At 43.7% G+C, this 12578-nt stretch carries 12 protein-coding genes; all 12 read right to left on the reverse strand.

Annotated elements, in window-relative coordinates; translation table 11 throughout:
* Positions 1-184: 184 nt before the first annotated feature.
* On the reverse strand, positions 185-1078 hold the full coding sequence (gene era / locus VN447_RS06010) for a GTPase Era (RefSeq protein WP_414714885.1): 894 nt from the start codon (positions 1076-1078) through the stop codon (positions 185-187).
* A complete protein-coding gene (locus VN447_RS06015) occupies positions 1071-1478 on the reverse strand; it encodes a cytidine deaminase (RefSeq protein WP_325523839.1) in 408 nt (135 codons plus the stop codon). The genes era and VN447_RS06015 overlap by 8 nt, the downstream gene beginning before the upstream one ends.
* A gap of 12 nt (positions 1479-1490) precedes the next feature.
* A complete protein-coding gene (locus VN447_RS06020) occupies positions 1491-1847 on the reverse strand; it encodes a diacylglycerol kinase family protein (protein ID WP_325523841.1) in 357 nt (118 codons plus the stop codon).
* Positions 1848-2303: an rRNA maturation RNase YbeY gene (gene ybeY / locus VN447_RS06025; protein ID WP_325523861.1), complete on the reverse strand. Its 456-nt coding sequence runs from the start codon at positions 2301-2303 to the stop codon at positions 1848-1850.
* Complete coding sequence (locus VN447_RS06030) at positions 2245-4452, reverse strand: HDIG domain-containing metalloprotein (protein ID WP_325523843.1); 2208 nt, start codon at positions 4450-4452, stop codon at positions 2245-2247. The genes ybeY and VN447_RS06030 overlap by 59 nt, the downstream gene beginning before the upstream one ends.
* Before the next feature lie 44 nt (positions 4453-4496).
* Complete coding sequence (locus tag VN447_RS06035) at positions 4497-5447, reverse strand: PhoH family protein (RefSeq protein WP_325523845.1); 951 nt, start codon at positions 5445-5447, stop codon at positions 4497-4499.
* A gap of 23 nt (positions 5448-5470) precedes the next feature.
* Positions 5471-6685 carry a sporulation protein YqfD gene (yqfD, locus tag VN447_RS06040; protein ID WP_325523847.1) on the reverse strand — a complete coding sequence of 405 codons (1215 nt, stop codon included), beginning with the start codon at positions 6683-6685 and terminating at the stop codon, positions 5471-5473.
* Positions 6675-6950 (reverse strand): sporulation protein YqfC, encoded by a 276-nt coding sequence (gene yqfC, locus VN447_RS06045; RefSeq protein ID WP_325523849.1) that lies wholly within the window; start codon positions 6948-6950, stop codon positions 6675-6677. The genes yqfD and yqfC overlap by 11 nt, the downstream gene beginning before the upstream one ends.
* Before the next feature lie 69 nt (positions 6951-7019).
* Entirely contained in the window at positions 7020-8531 is a 1512-nt protein-coding gene (locus tag VN447_RS06050) for an ATP-binding protein (protein WP_325523851.1), read from the reverse strand.
* A gap of 710 nt (positions 8532-9241) precedes the next feature.
* Positions 9242-9625, reverse strand: a complete 384-nt coding sequence (locus VN447_RS06055; protein ID WP_325523853.1) for a hypothetical protein — start codon at positions 9623-9625, stop codon at positions 9242-9244.
* Between the two features lie 12 nt (positions 9626-9637).
* A complete protein-coding gene (floA, locus tag VN447_RS06060; RefSeq protein WP_325523855.1) occupies positions 9638-10639 on the reverse strand; it encodes a flotillin-like protein FloA in 1002 nt (333 codons plus the stop codon).
* A gap of 23 nt (positions 10640-10662) precedes the next feature.
* A complete protein-coding gene (locus VN447_RS06065; protein WP_325523857.1) occupies positions 10663-11967 on the reverse strand; it encodes an NfeD family protein in 1305 nt (434 codons plus the stop codon).
* Positions 11968-12578: the final 611 nt, after the last annotated feature.

Raw genomic sequence — 12578 nt, forward strand, 5'->3', positions numbered from 1 at the left:
CTCAGACCGGAGCTTTGCCGCCGACTTCCTTCAGATTCGCCCTCACAGGCGACACCCTTGTCTTAGGCTAACGGTTGGCACTATCAACCCCCGTATTGGACTTTCACCAACAAGTAAGCGCCCATGCTGGGCGCACATGAATAGGCTACCGCTGAGCGGTAGCCTCAAAAACTTATTCCCAAACTCAATCAAAACCAAAACTTTTTAATACATTAGCCCGGTTGCGCCAGTCTTTTTTTACTTTGACCCACAGATCAAGATAGACTTTCGAACCCAAAAGATTCTCGATATCGGCCCGCGCGAGCCGGCCAATATCCTTGAGTAGGTGACCACCGGCACCGATTACAATACCTTTTTGCGAGTCTCGTTCAACATAGATGACAGCTCTAACGTATAAATCATCATTCGGCCTGGTAGCAATTTCTTCAATATCAACAAGTATCGCGTGTGGAATTTCTTCTTTGGTCAAATGCAGCACTTTTTCTCTAATGAGTTCGGCGATGACCAGACGCTCAGGCTGGTCGGTAATCATATCTTCAGGATAATACTGAGGACCTGGTTCAAGGTACGTCTTGATCTCAGCAACAAGTCCTTCAAAATTGGTATGGTCTAACGCCGAAATTGGCACTACAGCCGCAAATTGAAATTGTGAAGTATACTTTTCGATAATTGGAAATAATTTAGGTTTTTCTATCCTGTCTATCTTGTTTACAGTGAGAATGACCGGTGTACGGACGTTTGCCAAATTATCCAATATGTAACGTTCCCCTGGTCCCATTTCGGCAGTCACGTCAACAACAAACAAAATAACATCGACCTCGCGGAGCGAGCCTTCGGCTTCCTTGACCATATATTCGCCCAGCTTATGCTTGGGCTTGTGGATGCCGGGGGTATCAATAAATAGAATTTGTGCATCATCCTGGGTAAGCACACCCATAATTTTATTTCTGGTAGTTTGAGGTTTATCAGACATAATGGCAACTTTTTGACCAATTAAATTATTCATCAAGGTAGATTTACCGACATTAGGCCGGCCAATAACTGCCACAAATCCTGATTTATAGTTTTCTTTATTCACTATTGTCACCGTCTTTTCTGAAAAAATCGCCTTTTGCAAAACTGAAAGGTAACAGCTCAGCCATTGTAAATGTCTTCTGCTGGCCTTTTAGATTTACCAAAATAATTTGGTCGATATTAAACTCAGCCATCACTTGCCGACAAGCACCACACGGCGATACCGGTTCGGGCGTATCGGCCACTACAGCGATCGCTGTAAGTCCCACTTCGCCTTCTGACACGGCTTTGAAAACAGCAGTGCGTTCAGCACAGTTTGACAAGCCATAAGAAGCGTTTTCAATATTGCAGCCTGTATAAATACGACCGCTTTTCCCCTGTACTGCCGCTCCTACCTTAAACTTGGAATAAGGTACATAAGCCTGCTCTCTAGCCTTAACAGCAGCATTAACCAGCTCCTCCATCACATTCCCCACCTATTTTAACAGTTTGTCCCCGAATAAAACATACCCAACTCCTAATGCGGCTATAGCTTGCACTAATACCGCTCCGGCAGCGGCGTCTTTAGCCACCTTAGCCAATGGATGAAACTCGGGCGAAACTTTATCTACAATGGTTTCAAGGGCAGTGTTAAATAGCTCCGCAGTAATGACTCCTGCAATCGTCACAAACAAAACGGCTTGTTCAATAGCGCTGAAGTCAAACCACCAAGCTAGTCCTATTGCCACAATTGCTGCAGCCAGATGAATCTTTACGTGGCGTTCTCGGCGCACACAGTAGGTAATACCAGCCATTGCGTACTTGAAAGCAGCTAATACCCGCATAACTGGCATTTACTGCTCTCGGGTAATACCCAGGAGTGATAAAACATATTCTTCTTCCTTCCGCATCTCAAGGCGTTCTGCCTGATCCTCATGGTCGTAACCCAAGAGGTGCAACATACCGTGAACTGTCAGATAAGCCAGTTCACGTTCCAGACTATGACCGAATTCTTCTGCCTGGCGAGCGGTAGTGTCAAGCGAGATTATTATATCTCCAAGCAAAATTTCAATATCGTCCGGAGCTTCGGTAATCTCTGGTTCATGATCACCTTGGCAATGCTCATTCATAGCAAACGATAATACATCAGTAGGCGTATCTTTACCGCGATACTGACGATTAAGCTGGCGGATGTAATCATCGTCTGCCAGCACGACACTGACTTCTGCCTGCGGCTCTAGTCCATAAACCTCAGCCGCTTTGTTTAGCACTTGCATCAGCATTTGTTCCATTGCAGGCGTTAATGTCATCTTTTCCTGCAGGTTGTTTATTATTATTTCCATTCTTGGCTTTTCTCCTCTCAAGCTCTTTTAAAGCTTCAGGGTATTCAATACGGGTGTGAAACATGCTTGACAGTAGTCTGATATATACATCGCCGATTACCTTAAGATCTCTTAAGGTAAGGTTACAGTCATCCAACTGACCGTCCTGCAGCCTTTCCCTGATCATTTTGCGGACAGTAGCCTCAATGCGGTTAACATTAGGTTTGCTTATTGACCGCACTGCCGCTTCACAGGCGTCAGCCAGCATGACGAGTGCCGCCTCTTTTGTCTGCGGTGTCGGACCTTCGTAGCGAAAATCGTTTTCAATGATGCATTCACCATGTTCGTTTTCAGTAGCCCGCTTATAGAAATAGGACACCAACGTAGTTCCGTGGTGCTGCTCTATAATATCTGTTATTACTTGGGGCAATTTGTAATCCCGGCACAAGTCAAGTCCATCTTTAATATGGGAGGTAACAATCAGCGTGCTAAGCGAGGGCGCGATTTTGTCATGCGGATTTTCGCAGCCTGCCTGGTTTTCGATAAAGAAATACGGTCTTTTGATTTTACCGATATCATGGTAATAAGCACCTACCCGTACTACCACAGGATCTGCGCCTACCGTAACGGCAGCCGTTTCGGCAAGATTGCCAACAAGAACACTGTGGTGGTAGGTTCCAGGTGCATCTAAAAGCAGGCGCTGCAACAGCGGATGATTAGGCTTAGCTAGGTCTAGCAGCTTGATAGGTGTCGTAATATTAAAGGCATGTTCAAGATAGGGCAGAAGCCCGGTTGTGATTACCGCCGAGGCAATGCCGCTGATGGCACCAAATAAACACTGTACCAGTACCACTGTTCCGTCAAGCTGCTGGATAAGACCTGTAGAACCAATCACAAGGAAATTAATGGCTGCAATCGAAACCCCTGCTTTGATTAGGCTATAACCGTGGGCCATCTTGGTTACACTGTATACCCCGGCCATACCACCAATAAGTGCAGCAGCGACAGCTCTTAAATCATGGTCAACAATTACACCAAAAAACATCGCCATAATTACACTAATTACAAGCCCTACCCTATTATCAATGAGAATAGCTGTTAACAAGGCTCCAGCCGCAACCGGCGCGGCAAAATCAGAGTAATAATGAGCCATCTTGCCAATCAGCATGGTAACTAAAACAATTAACCCCAATAAAAGTAGATGCATATCATTTTCATATACACGATAAGCAAACTTGTATAGATAGCCTAGAGAGATACCCATTACCAGCAGCACAAAAATAGCAAGCCCAAAAATTCGGACTTCACTCACATTGCCGGCGTAAAGCCCCAACTCTTCCATTACATGAATCTGCTCGCCTGTCACTACATCGCCACGTCTTACCAATACCTGGCCTTTCTTGACAGTTTCCCGAACAGATTCAATATTTGCCAAAGCTGACTGTTTCCGTTTATCTGTTTCCCGAACGTTTAAGATAAAATTGGGGCGAATCAGTGTTTGTGCAATACCGGCCACTACGGCTTCGGCATTTTTTCCAAAACCCAATTCTTCAGCTTCCAGCACTACCTGCTTTCTGGCAATATCCAGATCATCATCCCTAATACCACGTTGCAGGTACTTGCGCAGTATCGACTTTGTATAGTCCTCAGTTTTTACTAATCCGGCCTCATCTAAATTAGCGAGACCGTTTACAACTGTGCTTGACAGATTCACTGGCAGCTCATGGGTTAATCGCTGCACTTTTTGTTCATTGGTTATTTGCGTTTTATCTGCTTGAACAAGTTGAGCCACACGGAAAATAGCCCTGACCTCTTCTTCGGCTTTGGCCATGACAGCAACATCCAAATCATATACATTGGCTACACTGGCCATTACTTCCATCTCAAGTTTCTTTGTCTTGGTGCTATCTACATAAGACACTGTCCTTGGCGCAATTACGTCCCGATCACTCACCTGACCAATTAGCAGCGACACTTTGTCCGGGATAAAATCTGCTGATAAAGACAGCATATAGAGTGCAAAGAAAAGCACAAGCAATACTATCCTGCGTACTAATGGCCGGGCATGTATACTGCCCGGCTGCACAAACAACTCACGCAACCTGTTATTAACCGACATCATCTTTTTCAACTCCATATGACATACTTCAGCATTCATGAATATGGGCTGAATCTATGTTCTTACTCTTGACCGTACTGTTCGTAAGCCTTGATGATTCGGCTGACTATCTCATGTCTTACTACATCACTTTCGTTCAAACTGATCAGCGCAATGCCTTGCGTTCCTGCAAGTACAGCCTGGGCATGCTTAAGCCCTGATTTAACTCCTGCCGGCAAATCAATCTGGGTTATATCACCAGTGACAACCATCTTTGAGCCAAACCCCATTCTTGTTAGAAACATTTTCATTTGCTCAGCAGTTGTATTTTGTGCTTCATCCAAAATGATAAAAGCATCTTCTAGTGTCCGTCCCCGCATATATGCTAAGGGTGCCACCTCGATAATATTCTTGGCCATATATTTCTGCACAGTCTCTGCACCCATAATGTCGTACATAGCATCATACAACGGCCGTAAATACGGGTCAATCTTTTCCTGTAAATCACCAGGCAAAAAACCAAGCTTTTCACCAGCTTCTACTGCCGGTCGAGTCAAGATTATTCTTTCCACTTGCTTATTTTTCAAGGAAAATACTGCCATCGCTACAGCAAGATAAGTCTTCCCAGTTCCCGCAGGTCCTATTCCAAAGGTGATGTGATTGCGTCGAATGGCTTCTAAATACTGGCTTTGTCCTAAAGTTTTCGGCTTAATATGGCGGCCTCTGGCAGTAACAAGAACCGTGTCTGCAAACATTTGATGGAGATAATCAGCCTGGCCTTCCATAATCATGCGGAGGCTGTACCTCACATCATGGCTTGTTACCGGATTGCCCTCACGATACAGATAGATGAGTTCATTAAACAATCGCATAAGTTTATCAACTTCACCAGATTCTCCATCGAAAATCAGTTCTGTTCCCCGAGCTGTTATACCGCTTGCGAACTGCTGGCTAATCAAACCTAAATACTCGTCATTTCTGCCCAAAACCGCTACGGCTTCTTTTGTGTCGGCAAAGCTAATCCGCTTTTCCAAATAAGTAGTGCCCCCTAATTCAATTATTGGGAAATATTTATAGTTTGCCCAATATCCTCTATTGTTTCCACATTTACTTTTACTCGAACAATATTCTCTTCTGGCGTTTTTAGTATTTCATAGTTACGCGACAGTATCTGCGCTGTTTCAGGAATAATATTCTGCACCACCTGGATAGCCTTGGCATGTGCCTCATCGCGCGCCTCTTCAAAAGATTTCACTGTCAAATTTGAGTTTACTTCATAATATAGTTTAATAGTTGATTCGACAGTAAACTCGCTATTCCTCCATAGCGGCAGTTGTTTATGTATAATCTCGCTTTCAAACTCCTGAAACGGTTGATCTGGTGTTGTGTTAAATGATAACTCACTATCACCGATTTTTAAAGCCACTTCTGCCTGACGGTTGCCGGTACGAGTAACAGTTGTCTTTTTTAATTCAGCTTCAGCATAACTCTCATACCATACCCAGGCTTTAATAATACCTTTAGCCCTAATAAGCTCCCGGGGAACATTGATTACCATCGGTTGACCTTCAGCAGCAGTTGATGTTGGCTCAGGCGTAAATCCTTTCACAAGTAAATCGCCTTTTTTCACAGTATCGCCTTTCTTTACTGCTGGTTGACCGGCTAAAGCAATAATCTCGGTAATCACGCCGTCTTTTGTGGCAACAATATGAGCTGGTGCCTTGTTTTCCTGTTTAGGCATCGTTTTCTCAACTACTTCAATAACAGCACGTGTACCCATAAAGTTAATGCCTACCCAGGCCACTTCTGGAACATTTAATAATATCTCCCGCTCAATCGTTTTGATGTTAACGCCCTCTTTTACCGCTCCCGGTTGCAAACCATGCTGGCTTGCAACATATCTTATTGCGTTTTCCGGCATAGTTTTTAAGCCGGTGATATCAACAAACCAAACATAGGAAGACAATATGTTTAGTAAAATAATAAACAAAATGGCACCAGCCATCAGCGCCTTTCTCCGTTTAGCACGTTTTATCGCAAAAGGCAGACCGCGATGAGATAATACCCTTACTTTAGTATGGCTACGAATTACCAGCGGACGAATTTTCAAGAAATCATCAAGACCTATCCAGGCGATTAGGTCTTCATTGGTTTTAGTTATACCCCATAAAAGAATTTGCTCTGTGATACAAAGATTGATAAACCGTTCTGGTATTGATCCGCTTATGCGGATTTTTACAGCACCGCGCAGGTATTTGGTATTAAATATCATATTTGACCTCCTGCACCACACCTTCTACTAGGATTTGTTCAGCTTGCAGGTTCCCCAGTATTAGGTCCTCGCCATAAATAAATAACTCCCCCTGGTTAAGTTTGATACGAACAAGTGAAGGGGTATACTCTATAATCCCTTTATGGTTTTCAACCAGCAATTGTTTATTACCAAGCATCGTTATTCTCGGCATATCAAGCACTATATCTTGCGGTATTTCAAGAAACCCGGCCAGTGACTGCAAATTTCCTTTACGGCGCAACATGAAAAATCCCCCCTCATATACAAATGTATGCCTAAGAGCAGGCTCATTAGTACACGAGAAGGGGAGTAATTAGATACGGGTTAAATATTCATCAAACTTATGAACTTTTACCGGCGCAGCAAAGCGCATATAGTTGGTGGCCACTATCAGTTCGCCACAGTCCAGATTTTTAATCTCATTTCGCTGTTGGAGAATATCCTTACGGCACATAGCCTCTAGTTTGCCCCGGTCAGACTTAGAAGCAAGTCCTAGTATAAATAAAGTATTTAGCTGAGACAGTACTTTGTCAGCTAACAACCGTGGCTGCTGATCGACAACACACAAGCCAATATTAAATTTCCGGGCTTCGCTGACTAGACGGGCAAAAACATTCTGTGTGCTTTGTTCTTTTTTACCTAAGAAGCGATGGGCTTCCTCAAGAACAATCAATACCGGCTTGGCAACAGAACGTTCGGCTTCAGACTTATTAGCATAATGAAGCAGCATTTTTTTCGATAACAGTGTTGACAAAGCCTGCTCACCAACAGGCGAGATATTTTTGAGCTCGACCAGTACCACCTTACCTTGCTCTAAGTCTTTTAGCATTTGCTCAACCGCAGTAATCTCTTCAGGATGGTTTGCTTCTTCGCTGATATTTAACTCTTGTTCCAGATTCCAACAGATACTTTTGATCTTACTAATTGTGCGCGATTGAAATTTTTGACCGGTGCAGCCGGCTATTTCGTCAATTATATCTTCAGCATCATATTTTAATACATAATCCATCCACCGATCCTGCCATACGGATGACAGTTTATAAATAGCGTCTAGCTGCGGCTCGCTAAACGTTGCGCAAGCCGTAATATCTTCAGGCTCGACCTCGTTATAGTTAAGCGCAAGTTTACGCACATTGGGCCGCTCTGCTTCAGGGTTAGTGTTATATACCACTAAGCGTTCATTAACCCGGGGATGCAGCGACAAATCACGGTAATACTCATTATGCACATCAAAAATGAGTAAACCATAGTTTTCGCTATCAATGATTGAACTTGAAAGCACCTTTACCAGATTACTTTTACCAGAACCCGTTGTTCCAAAAATGCCAATATGCTCAGTTATGGCTTTGGAACCAAATATGCCAACAGGTAATTTGAGCACCTCACGGCCACTTTTCAAATAACCAACTTCAAGGTCACCTTTCATTTCGTTGAGTAAGGCTGAATCGTCTGTGGCCAGCCCGCGAACTTCACAGAAAAAGTCAGGACAAGTTTTGGGGTTAAATAGCTGCCCCTGTGCATCTGCATAACAAAGTTGCTCAGCAATCCCGATTTTCACAGTATGATTACCACCCAAATAAAAATCCAGTTCTTCTTGATTTGCTACCTGTCCATTTTCGTCAAGTTTACTCATTAAATAACTGACGCCGTTCATTCCTGACCAGCGTGATTTAATCTTAAAGTCGTAAGCCCGAATATAAAACCGGTCATCATTTTTACCTTCAACAACTAAAATATCACCAAAGTCTACATCTTGGTTAGGAGCAACGACAAATTCCATATAGGTGCCTTTTGCATAAGTAAGGCGGCCTTTATATTCCGACATATGTTTGCCCCCTTGATTAGTTAATTTGCTCGTGATTTTAGTGTGCGCCAAAATAAAAAAATAAAACAGGGGATTTTTGCCCACTATTTTTATGCATTTAACAATGCCCTTTAATACTGGTTTCATTGCTTTTTGGGTTCTTTTACAAAAAAATTTGCTGGTAGTTGTGAACGGCTCACACCGGTGACACACTTAGTCACTCAGTTATTTGCTATGGCCTTATGGCCTCGCCAGACCCTCAAGCGTTTAGGTCCCTGGAAGGACCCATAAGTCTTCTCCCGCATATTATGGTAATAAATTATATTGAGGAGGAAGCCTTATGCCAACATGGGAAACGCCTGAATTTATAGATTGGAATGACAGTGAAACCAAATCACAACAACAGCCTTGTTATCCAAAGTTTATATGCACCCCGCGAATATGCAGCCCACTGTGGTGCTATCCTACATCTTGCGCACCGGTTTTGTTCCGAAAATCCCAGTAATCTGGAGGTGTAAAACTCTTTTGATTGGCGGCTCGACATACTCAAAATCCTGCCCATTGTAATTTTATATAATACTACTTCGCCAATCGCAAAAAGAAGAAGCCTATAACCCCAGTAAAATCAATAGGTTATAGGCTTTAATACTCATTGTTTGGATAATAAATAGGGGTTATCTTCCCTGTTTATTTTTTTAAATTGTTCAAAACTGGCCTATTCAATTCGACGACTATTTAAGATGCCGCCAAATTGGCCGATAAGCGCGTGGCGGCTGGATTATTTCTGAGAAAATCAGGCCATTTTGCACCATCTGCGGCGAAACCTTGCCTTCCCAGGGTGAAGCAGGTTCTACGAAGTGCGGTACGGTTATAGCTGACGGCATAGATACTGATTTCGGCGGAATAACCCAAGTCTTATGAGCCGGTTCGGCAAAAACAGCGGCTTCTTGTGGAATATGCTTTACTTTAATATCCACTGGTTTTATGTCAATAGGTTGCGGTACTTTTTCAGGAATGTCGGGATATTCATATTCTTTAGGTTGTTTTCGCCGTTTTAATAACTCAGGTACAACATACATTACCAGCATTAACAGCAGCGGAATTAATAAATCCATAGTTTCACCAACCTATTTTTTAGGTTCATCTGTCTTCGGAGCCAGATCTACCGGGCCGGCTTTGGCAATGGTCTCTCGCATCTGGGTATCTGCAAGCACATTGTTCATATTGTAGTAATCCATAACACCCATGCGTCCTTCCTTTAAAGCAACGGCTAAAGCTTTCGGCACATCTGCCTGGGCTTCTACTACTTTAGCCTGCATTTCCTGGGTAAAGGCGCGCATTTCCTGTTCTTGGGCCACAGCCATGGCCCGGCGCTCCTCTGCTTTGGCCTGAGCAATACGTTTTTCCGCTTCGGCTTGGTCTGTCATAAGTTCGGCGCCAATATTCCGGCCAACATCAACGTCGGCGATATCAATTGACAGAATTTCAAATGCGGTGCCTGAATCAAGCCCCTTAGTCAACACAGTGCGTGAAATATGGTCAGGGTTTGCCAGTACCTCTTTATGGTCGTCAGTCGAACCAACAGTTGTAACAATACCTTCACCAACACGGGCCAGGATAGTCGCTTCACCCGCACCGCCTACCAGTCTGTCAATGTTGGCTCTAACGGTAACCCGGGCTTTAACTTTAAGCTCAATGCCATTTTTGGCTACTGCTGAGACAAACGCGGTTTCAATGACTTTGGGATTAACACTCATCTGCACGGCTTCCAGTACATTTCGGCCAGCCAGATCAATGGCTGCAGAACGTTCAAACGGTAAAGGGATTTCAGCACGATGAGCAGCAATCAAGGCATCAATTACCCGATCGACATTGCCACCGGCCAGATAATGAGCCTCAAGCTGATTAACATTTACAGCAAGACCGGCTTTGTTGGCTTTAATTAAAGGAAGCACGATATTACTGGGTGGTACCCGACGGAGTCTCATACCAACAAGTGTAAAGATACCGACATTGACCCCGGCCGCCAGTGCCGAAATCCACAGTCCTAGAGGCACAAAATGAAGGAATATGCCAATAGCGACAATCACTAAGGCTACAAGGAAAACACTACCAATTAAAGCTGACAAATGACTACCTCCCTATATATTTATTAAGAATTAACGGGGCGTACGACTATCCGGTTTCCGGTTATCTTCACCACCTTAACCAAAGTATTGGGCTCAATAAACTGACCCTCAGACACTACATCAAGTTGAACACCATCAATCATCAAGGCTCCGGCAGGTCGAAGCCCGGTAGTCGTTATTCCTGTCTTGCCCAGGTACAGGCTGTAGTCTTGGCTACTGCTAAAACCAGCATTTTTGGTCTCAGCGTCTTTTAAGATTAGCCGAGCCCATAATTTACTTGATGGCAAGCTCTTGGCAAGCGCTAAGAACAAGACAATAGCAACAAGTAAACTAATAGCCAGCAAGTTAATTGCAGCAGCATTTGCACCGAGCGTTAGAAATAGGCTGGCAAAGATGGCAATGATACCGCTAATGCCAAATATGCCTACGCCTGGTGTATAAAGCTCAAAAAGTATTAAACCTATACCGCCGATAAACAAGATAATTTCCAGCCATCCAGCAATACCGGTAATCCACTGGCTGCCAAAAAACAACAGTGCCGCAACCAGGCCAATTAGGGCTGCCACCCCTAAGCCAGCAGTTTTAATTTCGGCTAAAACTGCCAAAAATATTATTGACATTAGAAATGACTTAACAGCAGGGTCAGACAGCCTGCCTGCTAATTTTTCCTGCCAGCCTTGCGTATATTCCAGAACCTCTATCCCGGACAAGCCAAAGTTCGCTAACACAGCTTCCCGGTCAGGTGCCACAATGTCCGCATAACCTACCTTAGCTGCCTGATAGTCTGTAAGGGCCAATATTTGGCCAGGTTCGGCATAGCCTGGGTAACCAAGTGATTTATCCACCATGGCTTCGGCCACCCGTGGATCGCGCCCAGTCCGATTTGCTGTTGCTGCGAACTCAGCTTTTAAGGCAGCTACCGTTTTTTCAGTGGTAGGTATTGGCTCAGCCGCGCCAATACTGCCGCCCGGTGCTAAGGCAATATGCTTATGAGAAATAGCGATAAGCGCCCCTGCCGACCAAGCCCGGTTTTTCACATAACAAATCGTCGGGACAGGTGAATCGATAATCATATCCCTGATGCTTACGGCAGCATCTACCAAACCACCAAAGGTGTCAATCTCAACTAGAACGGCCTGGGCCTGTTTACTACGGGCATCAGCCATGGCTTTATGGACTAGAGCCGCCTGACCACCATTTATTTCCCCTTTGATCGATATGCTGATGACCGGTCCAGCTTCAGCCTTTACCGGTCTGTCTACAGCAAACAAGGTAAATAAGGTTACGATTAATAAAAACAGAATTCTATGGGAAACGGTTTGCCGCATATACTCACCTCAAGCATAAATTGATTGTCTCTATAAAACTCGTTATTAGTTTATTCGCCAGCAATTGCCATCATTCCTGTTTTATGGACAATCAAATGTTATTTGTCGAAAGTTTGAAAATTATTATTAATTGTCATAGCCTTGACTTGTCGATTAATGTATGTTATTGTCTTAATATAGTCAGTGAAGCTTATGTAGCACTAATCGCAGCACTATACACAGCTACCCCAACACATTAAATACAGTTTTTTTCTCAGTAACTGATACAGCACTTTTGCAGCAACTTACAAAGTACTAATTACAACACTCTACAACACTAATCCTACTACTATTCTTATTATAAATTTCCGCAATATAATTACACTATCTGAAAAACTATAGCTTCACTAACTAAAATAAGACAAGCTCTGCTTGTCTTATTTTTTTATCCTGATGAGTCTGCTTAAAAAATGAATAAAAATGAGCTATTCCCGTTCATATGGCAGAGAAAATCGGCATAAAGTCTTTGTTTCAAACAAATGGTGGCATATTGCTCGTCCCAAAACCTACATTGTAGCTCTTAACGGTTCCGTAAACCGTTAAGAGGGCAGACTACCCCCTTGTCAGGCCGC

The organism is Sporomusa sp. (assembly GCF_035561155.1).
GTDB lineage: Bacteria > Bacillota > Negativicutes > Sporomusales > Sporomusaceae > Sporomusa.